This is a genomic window from Chryseobacterium arthrosphaerae (assembly GCF_001684965.1).
GTDB lineage: Bacteria > Bacteroidota > Bacteroidia > Flavobacteriales > Weeksellaceae > Chryseobacterium > Chryseobacterium arthrosphaerae.
The window spans coordinates 2,289,800-2,310,500 of sequence record NZ_MAYG01000001.1; the positions used below are offsets into that span (position 1 = coordinate 2,289,800).

Here is a 20,701-nt window from a genome sequence, read left to right on the forward strand (position 1 = left end):
AGTGAAAAAAATGGCCCTGGCTGGGATTAAAAGGATTTAAATAATATAAAAATGAACTGGATCATCAGAAGTACAAAAAAAGTAAAGTTCCATACCAATCTTCAGGAAGTTTTACACCCTGTCTGGAAAGAACTCACCCGTTACCACTGGGTCTTAACCGATCTTGATTTTATATGTGATGATCCTATTCCGATCAATTTTGATCATGACTTCTTTGTTTTGGATCACGAGCAGTTTGAGTGTATTTACAACAGTAATCCCCAGATTATTTGGGGAATTATTGCTGCTGTACCGCGTACTGCCGAAAAAAGTTCTTCATCAATATCCCAATTATCAGCTGAAGATTCTGATGTCTGGAAAAGCAATCACTTTTTAATTGCTGAAAGTATTTTAGAAATCATTGCTGTGGACAGCGGATATACTATTGTTAAATTTAAAGACAAATCCTTATCCGAAAAGTTTAAAAATTATTTTCAGGAAGAAGCTGTAGATTTACATACGTTTAATGAAAAAATACCTGAATAAAATATGAGACATTTGGGCAAGTACATTTTTATATCAGGACTTGTCATGCTTCCTCTTTCGGTTATCATGTTTGTAACCGGTGTGGGAATGTTTACAGCCAAAGGAAATTTCCCACAATTCTTCATAAGATGGTCTGAATTAAGCTTTGTTCTGTGGCTGCCATTTCTATTAGCCGGAATAGTATTTATAATAACCGGAGTCATTATGTATTTTAGCCATCAGAAAAATCAAACTAATACTAATCAGCAGCAATAATGGGTGGATTTATAGAGTTTTACAAACTGGATAAAGCAAAGATCAGAGAAAACCTGTATCCGAAAGTTTCAGATACAGGTCTTCCTGATGTGTTTCCGGAGACCATTGATAAAAGGTTTGGAAGCTTTCGTGACTTTCTGAAGAGCGAACGTGAATTTTCTGCCATATCCTATGAAAGTATTCTGAAAAAACTTCAGCAAGAAGATTATACTTTAGAAAACGAAGAATTTACTGCTCTTTTCGATTGGTTTACCTGGTATTATCAAAATGATCATCAAGGAGATAAAGAAATATTTGCCCATCATGGATTCATCGGAATCTGGCATCTTACCACCCGTTATGAGGTTCCGCTATTCTTTGGCCTTACTGTCAATGGCGTAGAGAAATTTTACATTCCGCTTCTTGATCATGCTCAGGAACTGACCATTGACAGGATCTTAAGCAGTAATAATCTTCTGCTTATGGTTGATTACCTTATTCTTCTTTCCTTTAAAGTGGCTGTTTATAAGGAATCTCCTGATGTAGAGCAAATGAGAAAAGCACTTGAAATCTCAAAGTTTGATACCTCATTTAATCTGCATATCAGTACAGAAAAACACTTAAACACCTATCTTCAGGACCCTGATTACATGTACCGGGATGAAATGAAACATCTTCTTGAAGGAGGATATGAATATATTCCCGGAATCATGATGAACATTAAAGAGAATCTTGGCAGTTATGAAGGGCCAATTTACCTTGACCAAAGCTATTAGCCGATAGAGCATCCAGAAAATCAAGGTACATAGGAACACTCTTTTCAATCCATTCATCCGAAGAGTCACGCTCTATCCCATAATAGACAAATGGTTCTTTATATTCTGCCTTTATATAGTCAAAGGTCAGCTCATAAGGTCTGAAAAGCTCCTTCATTGTATATTTATATTTTCCTGAAGCAGAATATCCTTCTTCATCAATTCCTGCAGTAACAGCCAGAGTCATTCTTTTTCCCGCCAGTTTATAGCCGCTGTTGCTTCCGTAAGCCCAGCCATGCAAAATAACTTCATCTAACCATTGTTTCAGAAGTGGTGGGCTGCTGAACCAGTAAAATGGAAACTGGAACACAATCGTATCATGAGCTTCCATAAGTGTCTGTTCCCCGGCTACATCAATTTTACCATCAGGATAAGCTTCGTAGAGCTGGTGAACGGTATATTTTTCAGGGTATTTTTTCAGTTCATCAATCCATCTTTTGTTGATGACAGATTTTTCAATATCGGGATGTGTTACAATAATTAAGGTTTTCATTTAATTTTAAATTTCTACAGCAAAATTACGATACGTAACGTACATTTTGTACATTAGCTACCTATTGTATGGTACTATAAAAAATGTAAGTAATGACTAAAATAAAAGAAACCTCAACCAATTTTGCCAATAAAAAAGCCCTTGCAGACGAATGCCCGGAGGTATATGCTTCCAACATCATCGGCGGACAGTGGGCACTTGCCATCTGCTGCTATCTGATCAATGGAAAAATGAGATTTGGGGAACTCAGAAAGCGTCTCCAAAACATTACAGAACGCATGCTGACGCTTCAGCTTCGCAGGCTGGAGGAAGATAAGATTATTACCAGAACCGTATATGCAGAAGTTCCGCCAAGAGTTGAATATGAGCTTACAGAAATCGGATATAAACTAAAGCCTATTATTCTTGAATTTGAGAAATGGGGAATAGAGCATAAAGAACTGATAAAAAAAGAAGTCCACAATAAAGAATGATGTTTAAATTGGATAGAAGCTGGAAGAAAGAAGCTGGAGGTTACTTTTAATGTTGTAATCAGAGACTCAGCTCCCAGCTTCAAACCTCCAAAAACAGGTTCGCCTTACTTTTTTGGTTCAATTCCAGGTTGTTATTCTTTAATTCTTTTCGGTTACTTTCCATAAAGGTTTTTGTTCTAATACTTTGGCATGAACCGGGCAGCTTTCCGCATGTGCTCCTTTCAGATATCCTGTGCTCATCAGAAATTCATTCACGATTTCTCCTCCTGTAAACTTGAATGTTTTCTTGAAAAGCTTCATCCATTCCGGTAACGTTTTAGGATGGTGATGTTCCAGCCATTTTTCAAAAGAACCGAATTCTTTCTGCAGTTCAATGATCGTTCTGGCATTTTCAATTGCTGCATTTACTTTCAGTTTATTTCTTATAATTCCACTGTCGTTCAAAAGCCTTTCACGGTCTTCTTCCGTATAGGCTGCTATTTTCTGAATATCAAAGTTGTGATAGGCAGCCCTGAAACTTTCTTCTTTCTTTAGGACCGTTTCCCAGCTTAATCCGGCCTGGTTAATCTCTAAAATCAATCTCCCGAATAATTCATTATCATCATGGATTGGAAATCCGTAATAATTATCATGATAATTTTTGTGCAGTTCTTTTCTGCTTTCGGACTGCATTCTGTCTATGGCTAAACAATAACTCATCGGAATATTCTGTTTTTTTATTTAATGCGATAAAGATAAGGCAGGATTGTGACAACTGTTAGTCAGCAGCATTTAATTTTTGAAAAAGAAAAACGGATTTCGGAAAATGTGAAAAAATACAAAGACCATAAGATTCTGAAAATCTATTTTTTTAAGATATATAAGTTTGCCACAGATTAAAATTTTCCCGCAGATTTATCAGATTTTTCCTGTCAGTTCAGAATTTTGCGGGTATGCTGCCATAAGCTTCCTGTAGCTTTCATTGCGTTTTGAAAATATTTAGTAGTTTAGAAAATTCAAAATTATAATCATGAAATTCTTTATCTCCTTTATTTTCATCTTATTTTTCACGGTATTTAACGCACAGGATTTATATTCTAAGGCTTATGGAAACAGCCGGAATCCTGCAGTGATTTTTATTCATGGCGGGCCGAGCGGAAATTCGACCTTATTTGAAGGAACCACGGCACAGCAATTGGCCGATAAAGGATTTTATGTAATTGTGTACGACAGACGTGGTGAAGGCCGTTCTAAGGATGAAAATGCCACCATGACATTTAACGAAAGTTTTAATGATTTAAATGACCTTTATACCACCTATAAAATCAAAAAGGCCAATATTCTTGCCCATAGTTTCGGAGGTATCATCGGGACCTTATTTACCGATAAATTCCCTGAGAAGGTCAATTCGCTCACGCTTGCAGGTGCTTTATTTACCCAGCAGCAAACGTATGATCACATCTTAAAAAAGGCAAAAGAACACTTCAAAAACGACCCGGCGGTGCTTAAGGAAATTTCAGAAATAGAAAGCCTTGATAAAAACTCTGCTGTTTACAGGAAAAGATGTTATGAAGTGGCAGGCAGGCTCAACTTCTTTGATATGCCCCATCCTACTCAGGAAAGTGAAAGATTAAGAAAGGAATATCAAAATGGAGAATTTTACAGAAACAATATCAGAAATGCCAATTCACCTGTTAAGTTTTATCAGAACGAGCCGCTGAATAACCTGGACAACAAATCTCTATTGAAAGATATCAGGAAAAATGGTGTACCTGTTTTTGCTGTTTATGGTAAGAATGACGGAATCTTTTCGGAAAAACAACTGGCCGATCTTAGCGCTATCGTCGGAAAAAGGAATTTTAAACTGATTGATAACTGCTCACACTATTTATTTGTAGACCAGCAGGATGAATTTTTGAAATTTATGAAGCTTACATTAAAATAAAATGTAGTTTTGTAATTATGTCAAAAAGAACCCTATCTATGAAAACTTATAAAGCTATCATTACGATGCTTATACTTACGTTTTCATTATCGCCATGTTCTGTAAAAAGGAATGTGCTTGATATTTTTGACATTCAGTATATCAGTGGTCTGAATAAGGTGAAAACCACGTCAGGACCTTCCTTCAGTTGTGATGCAGGTTCTGTTTCTTCTCAGATTTCGGTTTCTAAAGCTCAAACTGAAAAGGACAAAGGTGTTTTATCCGGCTTCCACCCTAAAGCAAAAAACAGAGAGAAAGAGGAAATTTCTTTCAATGAGTATTCAGGACATGCTACGGGAAACAGTCCTCCAAAGTATATTCTTTTTAAAAGACTGAAATTAAATCTGGTTTAAAGTTTTTTTAATCAGATTTCAATCAGTTTTTTTATCAAACAATATACATTTCAATGAAACAAAATTTCAACAGCCAGTCTTCTGACCTGGCCGGACTCTATACTTTATCTCTCCGAATGGTTATCGGATGGACCTATTTTTCAGCTTTCTGGCGCAGACTTATCCTCGAAAACAAGCTTATTCCCGATGAAAAAGGATATATCGGGGAAAAATTCAATCATTTCTTACCCAACGCTTTAGGCATCAAACCTATAATCGAATACCTGGTTACTCATCCTGATGCTTTACAACGGTCGATGATGATTTTTACCATTATTGAGGCGATTGTAGGATTATTTATTATCTTCGGATTACTAACCCGATTGATGAGTATCGGGATCTTTAGCCTGGCATTGGGTATTTTACTGGGATCCGGATGGCTGGGAACTACCTGCCTGGATGAATGGCAGATAGGAGTTCTGGGCATTGCCGGAGGATTCGTGCTTTTTCTTACGGGTAGCGGTCCTTATTCCCTGGATTATTTTTTCATAAAAAAGAAGAAAAATTTTACGCAGACTGGATGGTTTTCATGGCTGGGTTCGGGAAATCTGCCGGTTTTCAGGCCTAAAGCCGTAGTTCTGGCCGGATCGCTGGTTATCTTCGGGCTTACGCTTTATACCAATCAATATTTCCATGGCGGGGTTTGGGGTACGCTTCATAATAAATCTGTAAAGCCCAGGGTGGAAATTTCCAATATTTCCCACAATAATTCGGATTTACAATTCGAGATTTACAGAACGGAAGGTGCCGATGTCTATGGTTCTTTTCTCATTGGCATTCATATTCTGGATAAAAACGGAAATATTTTAAAGGAAATGGATCATCAGGAGCTTTCAAAATTTTCAGAAGACCATATTCAGAACCATTATGTAACTAAAGTAAAACCGGGAAAACACAGCCTTGTCATTCCACTGGGAGCAAAGGCAGATATCAGTATCGGAATTGGTGATATTCTTCAGAAAGAGCAGATCCATATGCTGAAACTGATTGATATCAGCGGAATTGAATGGACAAAGGAAATCAGATAGGAAATTGTGAATTTACCGGAAGGCGCAGGGATGAGATATTCATTATCCCGGCATCTTTCAAATTTTAAGTTTTGGCTAAAGCCAATGGAATGAGAATTGAATAATGAGGAGCGGGCTAAAGCCCGCTCCTACTGATAAGAAATATGGATATGTAATGACAAAATCTTTTATCTTCTGATCATTTCTCTATTTTTCCGTTATTATGGTCAAATAGCTACAGGTGCTGTCTATATCAAGTTTCAGCACTTTCATTTCAATAAAAACATCCAGCCCCATGGTATCGCAGACTCCCTGGATGAAAGGTTTTATGACCGGCCATTTCAGCAGACCTGCAATCTGGAGGCTCTGGGTGATTTTGTGGTAGCGGTCTACTCCTTTGATCAGTAGTTCAGCTTTGTGGTCATTTAATTCTTTAAACTCAAAATTATATTCGGGACTGGATGTAAAGACTGCTCCTATGAGTATTTTTGCGGCAGCGGGAATTCCGGGCTGCAGATCAGGTCTGGTTTCCAGATTTCTCAGTGTCATTCTTGACCCGAGATCATACATAAAGGTACTGGAGAGCTGTTCTATAGCTTCGGCTCCATACAGCTTCCCTGCCTGTTTGAGCATTCCTCCATAAAATGCCCCTGTAATATCTGAGAGGCACTGGGTAAGCTCTTTAAATGTTCCGGGAAAAAAATCTGAAATAAGCTGCTCCTGATCCATTTCGGGAAGATAAACGTCATTCTTCCTGAAATCTGATAATGCGGCATAGGTTTCCGGTAATTGTATCTGATTCATAGGTAATATGGTATAAGTTTTTTAAAAAAATAAATCTAAAAGCAATGCAGCTGAATAAGAGAACTCAGAAACATTGAATTCTGTCTTCATTAAACCAGGCAAAAGTTCCATACCATGAGAGTATGGGTGAATCTATAATCTAAGGGCAACTTTCCCATAAGAACCTGAGCGTATCATCCGGTCCGTACCTTTTCTGAAAAGGATTTTGAAGGTGAGGGAATCTATTCATATTTTTTCATTTTGTAGGGTAAAGTTAAAAAAAACAAATAAACTCTCCAATATGTGATATTACTTTTAACAAAAAGAAACAATTAATTAATATATAACATAATGTCTAATGGCAATGAAGGCGGAGGTTTGAAAAAGGAAGTTGTTGAAGCCGGGAAATTCACTTTTGTTTTATTATTTTACTATTGAATCTGTTTGATTTTTTTTAAGTTATCTACGCTTTACAAATCATAAAAACTTTTATTTTAAACACTTCAGTTCACTTGAGTAAGTTTAAAATGACGTCAATAGAAAGCTCACATAAGATGAAAATCAAAGATTTCCACAAAAACTTAAGGGCTAAAATATTTGTGCATTTTATGGTTAAGATCGTTAACGTATCTATTTAAACCAAATCTTCATTAGAAAAACCTAAACAATTTTGTTATCAATAAAATGATTAAATAACATCAATCCCCTTTAACAAAAAAACCTTCGGAAATCCGAAGGTTTTTAATTAAAATTTTAGTGCATGGCTTCACTCAAATCTATTTTTTCTTTACTTTTTCTTTCTTTAATAAATAAGATAAACGGAATACATATTAAAAATATTACCCCGAGGTAAAGAAATACATCCATATAGGACAATACTGTTGCCTGCTTGGTTACTGAAAGGTCGAGCATTTTATAGGCCGCCTTCATCGCTGCATCAGGAGTCATTCCTTTGGCTACAAAACTGGCTTTCAATGCTGCCAGCCTTTGCTGTACTTCAAAACTGTTCTCATCCAAATGGGAAATCAGATTATTCCTGTATTTCTGGCCTGCATTCGCAATGAAAGTGGTAATGGCTGCAATCCCGAAAGATCCTCCCAACTGTCTCATCATTCCTGTGAAAGCTGCTCCCTGACCAATTTCCTGTCCTTTAAGCGTACTTAATGATAAAGAGGTAATCGGAATAAACAATAAACCTAGCCCCGCTCCTCTTACGATAAGCATCCAGAAGAAAGCATCTTTACTGGTATCCGGGGTAAGGATTTTATAGCCCCAGAAGCTATAGACAAAGAAGATAAACAGTCCCAATGAAACCAGGATCTGCTGTTTGGCTCCTTTCGTGAGTAAGCGCCCAATGATAGGCATCATAAATGCTGTTGTCAACGCTGCCGGGATCATCAATGCTCCTGACTGAAGCGCCGTCCATCCCAAAATACTCTGTGTATAAAGCGGAACGATAAATGTTGAACCGTACAACCCAAATCCCAACACAAACGACATCACCGTTCCGATTCTTAAGTTTCCGTTTTTCAATACCCTGAGTTCTACAATCGGATATTTGAAGGTAAGTTCCCGCCAGAGGAATAATATAAATCCTAAGATGGCTGCTACCGTAAAGGCTACAATCATTCCGCTTTCAAACCAGTCTTCTTCGTGGCCTCTTTCCAGAATAAACTGTAATGAACCTACAGTGACTGCCAATAAGCCGATTCCTATCCAGTCTACATCAGAAACCTTACGTTTTTCTGCATATTTAGGACTTCTTACAAACTGTAAAGTCATCAACGTTGCTGCAATCCCGATCGGAATATTGATATAGAAAATATACGGCCAGCTGTAATTGTCAACGATATATCCTCCCAGCGGTGGTCCTAATGTAGGCCCGATAATTACCCCCAATCCATAGATGGCCTGTGCCATACTTCTTTTCTCAATCGGATAAGACTCTGTAATAATCGTTTGTGACGTTACCAAAAGGGCACCTCCTCCAATTCCCTGCATGAGTCTGAAAAATACCAGTTCCCAGATATTGGTTGCATTCCCGCAGAGAAATGAAAATATCGTAAATATTATAATGGAAGCGGCAAAGTAATTTCTACGCCCGAACTGCTGAGAAAGCCAGCTGGTCATCGGTACGATAATTACGTTTCCGATTGCATAGGCCGTAATTACCCAGCCCACTTCTGAAAGTGTAGCTCCAAGATTCCCCTTCATCTCATTCAGGGCTACATTCACAATCGTGGAGTCTACAATCTCAAGAAGGGCACAAAGAATCGCGGTAATCGTAATGATCACTCTCCGTGCTCCATATTCTACTAATGAATCTTGCATGTTTTTAATTTTTATTAAAGATTTCAGAGATCAGAAATTCAGAAATCAGCACATCTTCTCCTTATCTGACTTCATCTGCCAAAGTCTAAATTTCTATTTAACTGATTGAAATTCTAAAGACTGATCTTCATCCGTTGTCCGCCGCATTATTAATCTTTACTTTTTACGATCAATTAATTTTTTAATCTCTAAATTCTTTAATTATTTAAGTGAAACTTCTGCCTTCACATTCATCCCTGTTCTCAATCGTTTTGCAATATTCTTATCAAGGTTTACAAAATCAATCTTTACAGGAAGTCTCTGAACCACTTTTACGAAGTTCCCACTCGCATTATCCGGAGGAAGAATGGAGAACGTAGCTCCTGTAGCCGGGGAGAATGAGCTTACTACCCCTTCAAATTCTTTATCAGGGAAGGCATCAATTTCAATTTTCACTTTCTGGCCTTCTACCATTTTATCTACCTGCGTTTCCTTAAAGTTGGCCACTACCCATTTCTGGTCATTTTTCACCAAAGCGAATAACTGTGCACCAGCCTGCAGATACTGCCCTGCCTGAGTAGGTACTTTTCCTACATACCCGTCTTCAGGAGCAAGAATTACCGTATATGACAAATTTAATCTTGCATTTTCCACATCTACTTCTCTTTGCTTCGCCACGGAATTCGCAACACTGATCTGCTGTGAACTTGCTGCTGTCTGGGAAGAAGCAATGGTAGTCTGCTGAGCGATCTGGTTTCTCTGTTCTACCAATACCTGAAGCTGTTTGTCAGCAGATTGCTTTGCTGCCAATGCCTGCTCATACTGTTGTTCTGTAATAGAGTGATCTTTTACAAGGTTAGCATATCTCTTTAAATCCTGTGAAGTTTTCCAGACATTTACTTTAGCAGCTTCAATCTGTGCATTAGCCGTTGCTACAGCGGCTTCTGAGCTGTTGATATTTTTAGAAGTAGCGGTGGTAGTAGCTTCAGCAGTAGAAATATTACTTTTTGCGGTCGTCAAAGCTGCCTGAGACTGTTCAAGAGCCATTTTCTGATCTCTGTTATCCAAAATCACTAACGTATCTCCTTTTTTCACAAACTGGTTGTCTTTCACCTTTACTTCCGCTACATATCCTGAAATTTTAGAAATTACGGGAGCCATATTAGAGGCAATCTGAGCATCGTCAGTCTCTTCATGGTACTGTCCGTATGTATAGGCTCTGTACCCATAGATACCACCTCCTATTACTACAGCTGCTAAAATGAGAGGAAAAACTAAGCTTTTTTTCTTTTTAGGTTCAGCTGTCTGTGTATTATTATTTTCCATTTTGGTTTCGATCTGATTATTTAATTGTTAAAGTTCCTGTTGTCTGTAATAGTTTTCTGTATGCCAGTGCTGCATCTGCTTTGGCATTGATCACGCCAACGTTGGCAGCAATCTGAGCGGCGTCTGCATCCAATAGTTCCGTCATGGTTGCAAGTCCGTTGTCATATTTGTTTTTTGTAATTCTGTAGTTTTCATTAGCCTGCTCTGCTGACTTTTCGAAAACAATGATCCTTTTTTTAGAATAATCGGTATTCTGATATTCTCTGTTGACGTCAAGCTTGATATTGTCATTCAATAATTCATCTGTAGCGGCCAGCTGCTTTTCTCTCGCCTGTGACTGTCTCAATGATGAGTTTTCTTTCCAAAGATTAGACAGGTTATAAGAAATCCCAACTCCTACATTGATCGCATTGTATACGGTAAGAAATTTAGGAATGTCTGCTGCCACATATCCTCCGGTGAATGCAATTGACGGAAGGTTTTCTGCTTTTGCGGCTTTTGTTCCCAATTCTGCAGCTTTTCTCTGCTGAGCCAATGCCTGCAGGTCTTTACGGTTTTCTCTTGCTTCATTCACGTAGAAATCAACCGGTTTCACCTCTGAACCTTCTTCAATATAGTTCTGATCTACCTCAATTTCCGTTGTTTCAGGAAGTCCCAGCAAGAGATCCATATTGATATTGGCAATATTGTAATTGTTCTTTGCTTCCAGCAGCTGAAGTTCAATATTGGAAGTCTGGAGATTCGCCTTTAATCTGTCATTTCTGGCAATCAAACCATTATTTTCCATTTTAAGGAACGTTTCATCCCTTTTCTTAGAAGCTGCAAGATTTTCTTCAAAAACTTTAATCGACTGATTGGCCTTAAACAGGTTATTATAAGCCTGAGCTACGTTATAAGCGATGGCCGTCTTATCATTTTCAGTACTCAGTTTGGAAGCTTCCACCAGATATTTTGCAGACTGAATCCCATATTTGATTCTTCCCCCACTGTAAATAGGCACACTAAGATTAGCCGAACCGTAAAGTACCTGGTGTATTTCCGGGCCGCCTGCACCTCCGGAAAGCCCCGGAAGTTTAATGTCCACATTCGGTTTTATAGGAAGGTACATATAGCTTCCCGAAACTTTCAATTCCGGAAGCTGTCTGTTCTTAGCTTCCAGAAGATCAGCTGTAGCCTCTTCGATCCTGGCTGCATCGATCTTGAGATTCTTGCTGTTCTGGATTCCCAGCTGCACAGCTTCGTCAAGAGAAAGGGTCTTTTTCTCCTGAGCATTTGCATTTGCTATTCCTACGAATAGTGATAATGCAATCACTGAGTTATTTATTCTCTTCATAACCTAGAAGGTCTTTTAGTAAATATTTAATATGTTTATTAAGTTCTGTATAGTATTTTTCATCAAAAGCTTCATCATCCTCTGTTTCATTCAGGAACTCTTTATACATTTCTTTTGCATTGAATGCATAAAACAGAGTTCCGCTTACGGTAGAATGCAGCAGATAAATAGGCGGATTTTTGGTGAAAATTCCATTTTTAAGACCGTTTTCCAGTATTTGTGAATACATAGAAAGAAATCCCATTTTGGTTTGCTTCAAAAATTCTACAATCTGAGGATTTTTGGTATGCAGCTGCTCTCTCTGCATAATCCTGTAAAAGCATTTCTGGGTCCGGATCCTGTTAGAAAACTGATCAATTACTCTTTCAATTTTCTGCCACTCGTTGATATCGGTTCTTCCCAAAAGATCTTTTGAAAAAAACTGACCTTCATTCATTCTGTACTCCACCAATTTCTCATACAGTTTTTCCTTGGAACCAAAATAATACGAGATCATAGAAATATTTACATTAGCCGCTTTTGCGATTTCCCGGGTTGAAGTTCCTTCAAAACCCTTTTCAGCAAAGAGCTTTTCAGCAGCGAATAATATATTTTCTTCTTTTGAAATCATGTCTGTGTTCATTTTTCAGGGCGCAAATTTACACAAGTTTCCAAACAAATCAAACGATTGATTGGTTTTTTAAGATAGATTTAATGTATTGCAGATAAAAGACTGTTTCTATAAATGCGCTGTAAAGCTGGAAGCTGGAAGATGGAAGTGCCGAAGACTTGCTATATAAAATAGAACAGAGTAAAATTTTATTACTACAGTTTATCTAAAGACTCCGATAACTTCCCTCTTCCAGCTCCATGTTTCCTGACTTTAATAGTCTCAAAAAAGATATTATATTTACAAAAAACAATTTCTATGGGCTTATTTGATTTCCTTTTTAAGAGGAAGAAGAAAAAAGATCACACAAACGAAGTAACTTTTGCCACCGATTCCCCTGACGAAGTAATAACGGCTGTATTACCTGAAGAAACGACAATTCCATCAGAAGAAGAGACAAATATTACTTCAGAAGAAACGATTGCCCCGATAAGTGAAGAAGGGAATCTTTTCGATCTTGAAATCATAGAAGCATTCAAAAGGTATTATTGTGATCCTGCCCTTGATCCCAACCTTCAGACCCATGATGAGAAAGGGAATCCCTGTACAGCGCATGAAGCCTATGGAGATCTTTTCACAGAATGGAAGGACATTCAGTCAAAGTGGGACCGGATTTCATTATTTTACCGTTTCTGGGATCAGTCTCAATTTGAAAAGCTTGAAGACTGGCAGGTGATTGAAAGGTATGTAAAGGACCGTTACCCTAAAAAGGCAGTCCGTTATTTTGACGAAAAGATGGCAGACAAAAGGCATTTCAGCAAAGAAGAGCTTGTTTCACTTTCAAGATTACACAGGGCACTGCTGGATAATCCCGCTGCTAAAAACTATATTGAAACAGCCTATCATGATCATCCTGAAGATGATTCTGTAAAGGTAGAATATGCAACGGTACTTCATATCATAGGAAGTCATTCTGAAAAAGAGCTTTCTCATCAGCTGTTCCATGAGGTGCTGGACAAAAAGATACAGCGTAATGATACAGACTCTGTTTTTGACTGTTTTAAATTTTCTGAAGGGTATACAGATTCCTCCATTTTTGCAATGCTGTATCTGATGAATACTGAAGCGGATAATGATGCATGGGATTATATCGCAGATGAATACTATCACTGCCCTGTCTTCAGATATGAGCATGCGGTACAGCTATCACAAACAGGCAATGGTTTGAGAGCCCTTGCAAAGCTTACCTCTTTAAGCCAGGAATTTCCATGGTTCAAAACGGCTCTGGAAAGTACCATAGGCAATATTAAATCGATGCGGAAACAGCTCAATGATCCTGATTTCATGGAAAAAGAACTTCAGGAATTCCAGGCCTTATTAAAAAATTCGTAGGTAAGCGAAAAAATATTACATTAGACCACTTAAAATTTTAGACCATGAAAAAAATAATCTCAGTTCTTGCCATCGGCTTATTCACATTCAGCTATGCTCAGGAAAAGCCTAAAGAAGGTGGATGCTGTGCAGGAAAAGATAAGAAAGAATGTTCGGTGAAAGATAAAAAAGCATGCACTGACGGGCACCACAAAGATTGTGATACCAAAGCAAAAACTGCTGACAACACTTCTAAAAAGGCTTCCAAAATAAAAAAGGCGGCCTAATACAGTAACTAAAAAATAAAAACTCCGGAGATTTCCGGAGTTTTAGTTGATGTATTATACGCTCTTATGAATATATCTTGACAGTTTGATTCCAAGATCTGTCCATATGATTTTAGGATTACCATTCCGGGTCAGATGCAGGTCAGCAGCATTGATCTCTTCCAGAATACTTTCAATATTGGCACCGCTAATATATTTTGAAAACCCGTCCCAATTGAATCCGTTGGCATTGATCTTTTTGTACACCAGGTTTTCAGACTGATAATTCTGCAGCAACGCCAATCTGAAAATCTCTGAACAGTAGTTTAAAAAGTTTTTTTGCTTTTCTCTGTTCCACCCTGCAATTTCTCTGGCCCATAAAATAATACTCTTAAGATAGGCGGGCTTCTTCTTTACCATAAATGCATCCCTCACCCATTGTACAAATAACTGCTCAAACTCGTTGGTTTTATCTCCTGACTTCAACAGCTTTATTGCTTCATTAAGGTTACCCTGAGCTTCGTGTACTATTTCCCTCACCTTTTCATCAGTTACAGAATGATTCTGTTTAAGGTATTGTTCCAGGTCTTCATCTTGTATTCTGGGAACTTCCACTATCTGTGTTCTGGAAAGAATGGTGGGAAGTATGTCGTTGGTACTTTCTGCTGTAAGAAGGATAATGGTTTTTGCCGGTGGTTCTTCCAGGAATTTCAGGAATTTGTTGGAAGCGGCAACATTCATTTTATCGGCTCTCCAGACGATGAGAATTTTGGTTCCGCCTTCAAAACTTTTCAATGCAAACTTCTGGTTCTGGTCATCCACTTCGTCTGCCGAGATGAAAAGCTGTTTATTTTCAGACTCCAGAAAGGCAGTCCAGTCATCATAGCTTGCATAAGGTGAAGCAAGGATCATCTCCCTGAATTCATCAAATTTACTTTTGCTTAACGAGTTTCTGTTATCGGTAAAAACAGGAAAGCTGAAATGCAGATCCAGGTGATTGAGGTGCTCTACCTTCGCAGCAGCATGCTCATTTTCCTGACTTAAAATTTCTTTTGCATAAGCCAATACCATAGGTAATGTTCCGTATCCCTCTTTTCCTACGAAAAGCTGGGCATGGCTCACTCTGTTTTCGGCAATACTTTCTCTAAGAAGTTTTTTCAGATTCACCTGTCCGGCGATATTCTCCCAATTCATGTTTCAAAGATAAAGAATTTTTGCTGACGCAAAATGAATCGTGACACCAATGGTCAATTTTTACTTCACAAAGTCAAAGGTCCGTTTTCGGCTTTAAAAAAATCAAAAACGATGCAAAATGACTATTCACAATTGACATAAATAATCTGTAAAGATTCAAAATTTCCCATTATACCGGGCCTTAACAAACTTTAACCACATATAATTTTTACAATTCATTAATATTTAAGATATTTGCGCATTGTTTTAAAAAGAAAGAATGAAAAAAATCTTTGTAGTATCATTCATATCAGTTGGATATTTTCTAAATGCACAGAGTCTAAGTAACTCTCCTTATGCAGCATACGGAATCGGAGATGTAAAATATGATAATACGATCGAAACTGCTTCCATGGGAGGTATATCAACAGCTTTTATAAGCGACTTTACCAGCAGTTTCAACTTTGCCAACCCGGCAAACAACGCCAATTTTGAACTTACAAGTATCAGACTGGAAGCTACCAACGAAAACAATTATTTCAAATCGAACTATAACGATATGAAATCTACAAAGCATTCTACGTATCTTTCCAATATTTCACTGGCATTTCCATTATCCCCAAAAGTGAAAATGGGAATCTCATACCAGCCTTACAGTTCTAAAAGCTACGATATCCAGACTGATCAAAAGGATGCTGACGGAGCACTTCTGTACAGAAATAATTTCAAAGGAAACGGGACCGTAAATATTGCCCAGCTTGCCGTTGCCTATAAAGTCAGTCAGGAATTCTCTGTAGGTGCAAGAGCCAATCTTTATTTCGGAGATTTAAATGATCTTAATGAATTCCGTGCAGTAGGTACTGAATACGTTAATGGCTATGAAACGAAAAACAGAATCAGAAACTTTAATTTTACGTTAGGGACAAGCTACCAGACGATCAATACCCGTACAGATAAAAAGCTGACATTGGGTGCTACTGCTACGTTTGGAAATACCAGCAATGCAACAACGGATTATACCAACAGTACTTACAGATACGCGGACGAAAAAGCCGGTACCAAGATCAATGAAAGCATCAGCGTTCTGGATCAGAAAAGTGTAAGTTCTAAAAACCTTATTCCGTTCCAGGTTTCCTTAGGAGCCGGATACGGAAGCGAAAATCACTGGTTTGTTTCCGGACAGCTTGATTATAAAAAAGGAGAGGATATTTCTTACTTCGGGAAAACAATCGACTTCCAGGATACTTACAGAATTTCTGCCGGTGGATGGTACCTTCCCAACTACAATAACTTCAGAAGTTATTTCTCCAGAGTAATCTACAGATATGGAGCTTTCTATGAAAGAGGAAATCTGAAACTTGAAGGAAACAGCATCAATAAATTCGGTATTTCTGCCGGAGTAATGCTTCCGTTCAAAAACAGCAGTATTACAAGAATGAGTGGTCTTGAAATAGGATTAGAAGTAGGTAAGAGAGGAACGCTTAATAACAACCTGATCAACCAGAATTTTGTCAACCTGAGAGTCGGCTTCAATTTTGCTGATAAATGGTTCAGAAAGACTCTTTATAACTAGAATGAACTTTTCAAAAAAAATATCATATAAAAATATAGCATGCCTTTTTAGTTGTGCTATATTTTTTATATTGACATCCTGTGAAGAAGATCTTACCAAAAATAAAGGTAATCAGAGTAAAAACTTTCCTTCACAGATCATTAATAATGCCAATATCATACAGCGTGACTCCGGATTTGTCATCCTCAGGGCAAAAGCTCCTATTATAGAAAAATATGAGCTGATCGACAGTCCTTATACTGTTGCCAGAAGAGGAGTTGATATTCAGTTTTATGATAAGAAAAAACCGAAAATTCCTGGAACGATCAAAGCAAAATACGCTAAATTTTACGATTATAAACAATTTTACGAAGCTAAAGGCAACGTAAGGATCACGACCAACGAAGGGCAAAAATTTGCGATGCAAAGCATCTTCTGGGATCAGAGAAAAAAGAGGATCTATACCAAAGATACGGTCTTCGTTACGATGGAAGACGGCTCTACCCTTGTAGGAGCTAACGGAATGACAGCGAAAGACGATTTTTCTGAATATACATTCTACAATAACTCCGGAGACTTCAATTCCAAAAGGATCTCTGAGAATAAAAAATAAATTTCACCATGAAAACTCTGGCAATCGGGCTCATGTCCGGAACAAGTCTCGATGGGTTGGATATCTGCTTTGCTGAATTTGAAAAGCAGGACCAATGGACTTTCCGCATCCTGAAGGCAGAGACCCTTCCCTATTCTGACGGCTGGGAAAAAAGACTGAAAAACTCAATTCACCTTTCTGCGGAAGACCTGCTGGAACTGAATTCCGATTATGGTTTTTATCTTGGGCAGAAAGTCAGGGAATTTATAGATCAGCATCAGTTGGAAAATATTGATCTGATAGCTTCCCACGGTCATACGGTTTTTCATCAGCCTCACAGAAAATTTACCCTTCAGATCGGTGACGGCCGTGCCATCAGACTGGAAACAGGTTTACCGGTAATCTATGATTTCAGGACCCAGGACGTTCTGATGCAGGGAAATGGAGCCCCTTTGGTTCCTATCGGCGATGAATTACTTTTTTCAAAGTACGGCGCATGCCTTAACCTTGGTGGTTTTTCCAATATTTCTTTACAATCCGATGGTAAAAGAATTGCCTTTGATATTGCCCCGGTTAATATTGTACTCAATCGCCTGGCCCGGAAACTGGGTAAAGATTTTGATGAAAACGGCGACCTTTCAAGACAGGGAAAGATCAATGAAGACCTGCTGAACCGGTTTAATTCTTTGGATTTTTACCATCAGCCCCATCCTAAATCATTAGGAATAGAATGGTGCAATGAATATATTTTTCCTGCTCTGGAAAACATAGAGGTTTCAGATGCACTGGCCACGTTTACCGAGCACACGGCTCAACAAATCGCCAACGTTATCAATACTCACCATGTAAAAGATATCCTGATTACGGGAGGAGGTGCCTCAAACACTTTTTTAACTGAAAAAATAAAGGCAAAAACAAAATCCGGGATCATCATTCCTGAAAAAGAGATCATCGATTATAAAGAAGCCCTGATCTTTGCCTTTATGGGAGTTTTAAGAATGAATAATGAAATCAACGTTCTTTCTTCAGCTACCGGAAGCACTATTGACCATAGTTCAGGCGTTATGGCTTAGGAAAGTTTCTTTCTGATTCTGTCCGTGTAAAAAGATTCCTTTCAATACGTTTGCTTGTGCTGTCAATCTATAGCCGGAAGAAAATTTGTATTTTAGTTCATCTATAGAACAAGAAGAAAACTGTAAAAGAAATGGCTTCACTGACAAAAATTAAAACGTATCATTTTCTCCCATGTAAGTATGGACAGGAGCTTCTTTTGGATATCGGACGTATCGAAACACTGAACCATTTCGTATTGGATGAGACGCTGCACCAGCTTAGTTTTTATGAAATTCTTTTCATTGAAAACGGAACCGGAACTTTTACCTTGGATGAAAATAAAATACACATCGCCCCAAGAACAATTATTTTTACAAGCCCCGGGCAGGTGCGTCACTGGGAAATAGAAGAAAGTATCAAAGGCTACACCCTGCTTTTTGAGAAAGATTTTCTTCATCTTTTTTTCTCGGACGAACTGTTTCTTTACCGGTTTCAATATTTCCACCAGTATTCAAGTCCCACAGAAATGAAAATATCTGAAGATGCATTTGAAAAGTGTCTGGAACTTCTGCATGGTATAGAACTGGAATTCGGGCAGCTTCAGAATGACAGCAATCATTTGATCCGATCACTTTTATATCAGCTGCTTGTCATTCTCAACCGGTACTACGCAGGGGTATACAATGTTCAGAGGGATACTTATGTACATTCAGATTTTTATAGATTCCGGTCCTTACTTGAAAAGAAGTTTATGAGTGACCGAAGTGTTGAAGCGTATTCCCAGATGCTTAATGTGAGTACGGGTTTCCTTAATAAAATCTGCAGGCAGTTCAGCGGATTATCTGCTCAGCAAATGATCCATTACAAGCTTATTTCAGAAATAAAGAAACAACTTTACCAGAACAAATCTGCCAAAGAAATTTCTTATGACTTCGGCTTCTCAGATCCTTCCAATTTTAACCGTTTCTTTAAAAAACTTACCGGGATCACGCCTCAACAATACCGGAAGAACATTTAAATGATCAGTTTAAAGATAAAATGACCTTTTCAGAAGGTAAAACTGTTCCTAATTTTACAAAAAAAAGGAACATGATAAAATATACATTCAGTTTACTCCTGTTTATGCTGAACCTGCTTCTGATACAGGCGGAGCAACTATATGTAAATCCCCAGGCCGGTAACGATGTTAATTCCGGAACAAAGACACAACCGCTAAAGACCATCATGGAAGCCGCCAAACGGGTCAACTCGAACAAGCAGAAGGAAGCTACAACCATTTTCCTTTCGGAAGGGGTACATCTGCTAACTCAAACTGTTATCTTCAACAATGATAAGTATACTCTTAAAGACCGGCTCGTCATCCGTGCAGAAGTTATGCCTGATGATGCGGGCTGGACTCCTCAAAAGATGCCTGTTGTAGTGACAGCAACGCCACTGGAGCCGGGTGTGGGAGGCCTGGAAGCAAGAGGTATACAGCCTGAAGTAAGCCATGTGACTATTGAAGGGCTCCGCTTTACCGGCAGTCCGGACTATTCTTATATAGACGGTACCAACCTACGCCGTTCGTATCCCATCTGGCGTGATGGAAAGAGTTTAGATGATCTGCTCGTAAGCCAATGCCTTTTTGCCGGAAATGCAGATGTTCTCCCCTTGCATGTAGGAGTTATCGCTAATGGCTATGGGCTGGTGATTGATCATTGCGTCTTTTTCAACTGTAAAATCCCGGTTGTTTTCTGGAAAAATGACGGAGGGAAAGGCAGTCGCAGTGCCATGAGCCATTCGCTGGTATATGGTGGATATTTCTGTGGTGTATGGACTACCCAGGGTACCCATGGGGATGATTTCGATTTTCATCATAATATTATAGCCGGTACCAGTACGATATGGATCAGGGAAAAAGGCAGTAAACGCAGCTATAAAGCTTCTGACTGTATTTTCACAGATTATAATAAGCTTGCAGGATATGGAAGCGGTCCGCTAAGCGACAGCGATGCAACTTCAACCGATTTTCTGGAAATGAAAAATGTACAGACTACAGGAACTGTAAAAATAGAAAAGGACCAGAGTAAAAGAAACTACCTGCAACTGGCAGAAGGCTCGATTGGTTCAGACTTAAAAGCAGGACTTTTTAAAAAGAATCAGTAGTGTAAGACCAATAACTGAGGCATGAGAAAAGCAGGATTTAAGACAGTGACCGGTCTATTATGTTTAACGGTAATTACAGGCAGTCTATGTTCCGGTTGCAAAAACAGCCAGGAGAAGCTTGAAGCTTTTAGAAAAATACAGATTCCTCTTCAGGACAAAAAAAATCGTGAAGTAAAAGTAGAGTTAATGAGTGCTTATTGAAGACTCAGCAAGAAGCCGGTGTAAGGTTTTAAATACCCATGCTTCCGGAAAGGAAATCAAAAATAATAAATGAGAAGATTTAAAATAGGAAAAGCCAATGCAGGA

21 protein-coding genes are annotated in these 20,701 nt (G+C 38.4%); 13 read left to right on the forward strand and 8 right to left on the reverse strand.

The window, feature by feature from the left end; genetic code table 11:
* Positions 1 to 51 precede the first annotated feature (51 nt).
* Both BBI00_RS10220 and BBI00_RS10230 read left to right on the forward strand, forming a co-directional pair.
* Positions 52 to 525: a hypothetical protein gene (locus BBI00_RS10220; RefSeq protein WP_065398668.1), complete on the forward strand. Its 474-nt coding sequence runs from the start codon at positions 52 to 54 to the stop codon at positions 523 to 525.
* Positions 526 to 779: 254 nt separating this feature from the next.
* Positions 780 to 1,535: a hypothetical protein gene (locus tag BBI00_RS10230; protein WP_065398670.1), complete on the forward strand. Its 756-nt coding sequence runs from the start codon at positions 780 to 782 to the stop codon at positions 1,533 to 1,535.
* Here the strand turns inward: BBI00_RS10230 and BBI00_RS10235 are convergent.
* The gene (locus tag BBI00_RS10235; RefSeq protein WP_065398671.1) at positions 1,480 to 2,067 is read right to left on the reverse strand and encodes an NAD(P)H-dependent oxidoreductase; all 588 of its coding nucleotides are present in this window, start codon (positions 2,065 to 2,067) and stop codon (positions 1,480 to 1,482) included. The genes BBI00_RS10230 and BBI00_RS10235 overlap by 56 nt on opposite strands.
* Before the next feature lie 92 nt (positions 2,068 to 2,159).
* Between BBI00_RS10235 and BBI00_RS10240 the strand changes: the two genes are divergently transcribed.
* Positions 2,160 to 2,540 carry a winged helix-turn-helix transcriptional regulator gene (locus BBI00_RS10240; protein ID WP_065398672.1) on the forward strand — a complete coding sequence of 127 codons (381 nt, stop codon included), beginning with the start codon at positions 2,160 to 2,162 and terminating at the stop codon, positions 2,538 to 2,540.
* A 138-nt stretch (positions 2,541 to 2,678) separates the two neighbouring features.
* On the opposite strand, the gene BBI00_RS10245 is transcribed toward BBI00_RS10240, so the two are convergent.
* Positions 2,679 to 3,239, reverse strand: a complete 561-nt coding sequence (locus BBI00_RS10245) for a DNA-3-methyladenine glycosylase I (protein WP_065398673.1) — start codon at positions 3,237 to 3,239, stop codon at positions 2,679 to 2,681.
* A 310-nt stretch (positions 3,240 to 3,549) separates the two neighbouring features.
* Between BBI00_RS10245 and BBI00_RS10250 the strand changes: the two genes are divergently transcribed.
* Genes BBI00_RS10250 through BBI00_RS10260 form a run of 3 tightly spaced genes read left to right on the forward strand, consistent with a single transcriptional unit; the run spans position 3,550 to position 5,923 of the window.
* Positions 3,550 to 4,464 (forward strand): alpha/beta hydrolase, encoded by a 915-nt coding sequence (locus tag BBI00_RS10250; RefSeq protein ID WP_065398674.1) that lies wholly within the window; start codon positions 3,550 to 3,552, stop codon positions 4,462 to 4,464.
* Positions 4,465 to 4,502: 38 nt separating this feature from the next.
* Positions 4,503 to 4,856, forward strand: a complete 354-nt coding sequence (locus BBI00_RS10255; protein ID WP_065398675.1) for a hypothetical protein — start codon at positions 4,503 to 4,505, stop codon at positions 4,854 to 4,856.
* Positions 4,857 to 4,909: 53 nt separating this feature from the next.
* Positions 4,910 to 5,923: a TQO small subunit DoxD gene (locus tag BBI00_RS10260; protein ID WP_065398676.1), complete on the forward strand. Its 1,014-nt coding sequence runs from the start codon at positions 4,910 to 4,912 to the stop codon at positions 5,921 to 5,923.
* Positions 5,924 to 6,109: 186 nt separating this feature from the next.
* Here the strand turns inward: BBI00_RS10260 and BBI00_RS10265 are convergent, their stop codons facing one another.
* From BBI00_RS10265 to BBI00_RS10285, 5 genes are all read right to left on the reverse strand, one after another.
* Positions 6,110 to 6,706 carry a hypothetical protein gene (locus BBI00_RS10265; protein ID WP_065398677.1) on the reverse strand — a complete coding sequence of 199 codons (597 nt, stop codon included), beginning with the start codon at positions 6,704 to 6,706 and terminating at the stop codon, positions 6,110 to 6,112.
* A gap of 732 nt (positions 6,707 to 7,438) precedes the next feature.
* On the reverse strand, positions 7,439 to 9,016 hold the full coding sequence (locus BBI00_RS10270) for a DHA2 family efflux MFS transporter permease subunit (RefSeq protein ID WP_065398678.1): 1,578 nt from the start codon (positions 9,014 to 9,016) through the stop codon (positions 7,439 to 7,441).
* Between the two features lie 201 nt (positions 9,017 to 9,217).
* Positions 9,218 to 10,321, reverse strand: coding sequence for an HlyD family secretion protein (locus BBI00_RS10275; protein WP_065398679.1), 1,104 nt, complete (start codon positions 10,319 to 10,321; stop codon positions 9,218 to 9,220).
* 16 nt (positions 10,322 to 10,337) lie between these two features.
* Positions 10,338 to 11,654 (reverse strand): TolC family protein, encoded by a 1,317-nt coding sequence (locus tag BBI00_RS10280; RefSeq protein WP_065398680.1) that lies wholly within the window; start codon positions 11,652 to 11,654, stop codon positions 10,338 to 10,340.
* The gene (locus BBI00_RS10285) at positions 11,638 to 12,276 is read right to left on the reverse strand and encodes a TetR/AcrR family transcriptional regulator (RefSeq protein WP_065398681.1); all 639 of its coding nucleotides are present in this window, start codon (positions 12,274 to 12,276) and stop codon (positions 11,638 to 11,640) included. The genes BBI00_RS10280 and BBI00_RS10285 overlap by 17 nt, the downstream gene beginning before the upstream one ends.
* A 285-nt stretch (positions 12,277 to 12,561) precedes the next feature.
* Here BBI00_RS10285 and BBI00_RS10290 point away from each other — a divergent pair, with 285 nt between their 5' ends.
* Positions 12,562 to 13,635, forward strand: coding sequence for a hypothetical protein (locus tag BBI00_RS10290; RefSeq protein WP_065398682.1), 1,074 nt, complete (start codon positions 12,562 to 12,564; stop codon positions 13,633 to 13,635).
* A 44-nt stretch (positions 13,636 to 13,679) separates the two neighbouring features.
* Complete coding sequence (locus BBI00_RS10295; RefSeq protein ID WP_065398683.1) at positions 13,680 to 13,901, forward strand: hypothetical protein; 222 nt, start codon at positions 13,680 to 13,682, stop codon at positions 13,899 to 13,901.
* 54 nt (positions 13,902 to 13,955) lie between these two features.
* On the opposite strand, the gene BBI00_RS10300 is transcribed toward BBI00_RS10295, so the two are convergent.
* A complete protein-coding gene (locus BBI00_RS10300; RefSeq protein WP_065398684.1) occupies positions 13,956 to 15,074 on the reverse strand; it encodes a DNA polymerase III subunit in 1,119 nt (372 codons plus the stop codon).
* Between the two features lie 259 nt (positions 15,075 to 15,333).
* On the opposite strand from BBI00_RS10300, the gene BBI00_RS10305 reads away from it, so the two are divergent.
* The 5 genes from BBI00_RS10305 to BBI00_RS10325 all read left to right on the forward strand — a co-directional run bounded on the left by BBI00_RS10305 (position 15,334) and on the right by BBI00_RS10325 (position 20,395).
* Positions 15,334 to 16,626 carry a hypothetical protein gene (locus BBI00_RS10305; protein WP_065398685.1) on the forward strand — a complete coding sequence of 431 codons (1,293 nt, stop codon included), beginning with the start codon at positions 15,334 to 15,336 and terminating at the stop codon, positions 16,624 to 16,626.
* Position 16,627: 1 nt separating this feature from the next.
* The gene (gene lptC / locus BBI00_RS10310) at positions 16,628 to 17,218 is read left to right on the forward strand and encodes an LPS export ABC transporter periplasmic protein LptC (RefSeq protein WP_065398686.1); all 591 of its coding nucleotides are present in this window, start codon (positions 16,628 to 16,630) and stop codon (positions 17,216 to 17,218) included.
* An 8-nt stretch (positions 17,219 to 17,226) separates the two neighbouring features.
* Positions 17,227 to 18,270 carry an anhydro-N-acetylmuramic acid kinase gene (locus BBI00_RS10315; RefSeq protein ID WP_065398687.1) on the forward strand — a complete coding sequence of 348 codons (1,044 nt, stop codon included), beginning with the start codon at positions 17,227 to 17,229 and terminating at the stop codon, positions 18,268 to 18,270.
* Between the two features lie 131 nt (positions 18,271 to 18,401).
* Complete coding sequence (locus tag BBI00_RS10320; protein ID WP_065398688.1) at positions 18,402 to 19,268, forward strand: helix-turn-helix domain-containing protein; 867 nt, start codon at positions 18,402 to 18,404, stop codon at positions 19,266 to 19,268.
* 71 nt (positions 19,269 to 19,339) lie between these two features.
* Positions 19,340 to 20,395 carry a hypothetical protein gene (locus BBI00_RS10325; RefSeq protein WP_228394748.1) on the forward strand — a complete coding sequence of 352 codons (1,056 nt, stop codon included), beginning with the start codon at positions 19,340 to 19,342 and terminating at the stop codon, positions 20,393 to 20,395.
* The last annotated feature ends 306 nt before the right edge of the window (positions 20,396 to 20,701 follow it).

What these genes read in the sequence shown, in the direction of transcription:
- BBI00_RS10250 (WP_065398674.1), top strand. Translation starts at nt 3,550, where the DNA reads ATGAAATTCTTTATCTCCTTTATTTTCATCTTATTTTTCACGGTATTT.
- BBI00_RS10285 (WP_065398681.1), bottom strand. Translation starts at nt 12,276, where the DNA reads ATGAACACAGACATGATTTCAAAAGAAGAAAATATATTATTCGCTGCT.
- BBI00_RS10295 (WP_065398683.1), top strand. Translation starts at nt 13,680, where the DNA reads ATGAAAAAAATAATCTCAGTTCTTGCCATCGGCTTATTCACATTCAGC.
- BBI00_RS10320 (WP_065398688.1), top strand. Translation starts at nt 18,402, where the DNA reads ATGGCTTCACTGACAAAAATTAAAACGTATCATTTTCTCCCATGTAAG.
- lptC (WP_065398686.1), top strand. Translation starts at nt 16,628, where the DNA reads ATGAACTTTTCAAAAAAAATATCATATAAAAATATAGCATGCCTTTTT.
- BBI00_RS10300 (WP_065398684.1), bottom strand. Translation starts at nt 15,074, where the DNA reads ATGAATTGGGAGAATATCGCCGGACAGGTGAATCTGAAAAAACTTCTT.
- BBI00_RS10275 (WP_065398679.1), bottom strand. Translation starts at nt 10,321, where the DNA reads ATGGAAAATAATAATACACAGACAGCTGAACCTAAAAAGAAAAAAAGC.
- BBI00_RS10315 (WP_065398687.1), top strand. Translation starts at nt 17,227, where the DNA reads ATGAAAACTCTGGCAATCGGGCTCATGTCCGGAACAAGTCTCGATGGG.
- BBI00_RS10260 (WP_065398676.1), top strand. Translation starts at nt 4,910, where the DNA reads ATGAAACAAAATTTCAACAGCCAGTCTTCTGACCTGGCCGGACTCTAT.
- BBI00_RS10270 (WP_065398678.1), bottom strand. Translation starts at nt 9,016, where the DNA reads ATGCAAGATTCATTAGTAGAATATGGAGCACGGAGAGTGATCATTACG.
- BBI00_RS10265 (WP_065398677.1), bottom strand. Translation starts at nt 6,706, where the DNA reads ATGAATCAGATACAATTACCGGAAACCTATGCCGCATTATCAGATTTC.
- BBI00_RS10220 (WP_065398668.1), top strand. Translation starts at nt 52, where the DNA reads ATGAACTGGATCATCAGAAGTACAAAAAAAGTAAAGTTCCATACCAAT.
- BBI00_RS10325 (WP_228394748.1), top strand. Translation starts at nt 19,340, where the DNA reads ATGATAAAATATACATTCAGTTTACTCCTGTTTATGCTGAACCTGCTT.
- BBI00_RS10255 (WP_065398675.1), top strand. Translation starts at nt 4,503, where the DNA reads ATGAAAACTTATAAAGCTATCATTACGATGCTTATACTTACGTTTTCA.
- BBI00_RS10245 (WP_065398673.1), bottom strand. Translation starts at nt 3,239, where the DNA reads ATGAGTTATTGTTTAGCCATAGACAGAATGCAGTCCGAAAGCAGAAAA.
- BBI00_RS10290 (WP_065398682.1), top strand. Translation starts at nt 12,562, where the DNA reads ATGGGCTTATTTGATTTCCTTTTTAAGAGGAAGAAGAAAAAAGATCAC.
- BBI00_RS10230 (WP_065398670.1), top strand. Translation starts at nt 780, where the DNA reads ATGGGTGGATTTATAGAGTTTTACAAACTGGATAAAGCAAAGATCAGA.
- BBI00_RS10240 (WP_065398672.1), top strand. Translation starts at nt 2,160, where the DNA reads ATGACTAAAATAAAAGAAACCTCAACCAATTTTGCCAATAAAAAAGCC.
- BBI00_RS10280 (WP_065398680.1), bottom strand. Translation starts at nt 11,654, where the DNA reads ATGAAGAGAATAAATAACTCAGTGATTGCATTATCACTATTCGTAGGA.
- BBI00_RS10305 (WP_065398685.1), top strand. Translation starts at nt 15,334, where the DNA reads ATGAAAAAAATCTTTGTAGTATCATTCATATCAGTTGGATATTTTCTA.
- BBI00_RS10235 (WP_065398671.1), bottom strand. Translation starts at nt 2,067, where the DNA reads ATGAAAACCTTAATTATTGTAACACATCCCGATATTGAAAAATCTGTC.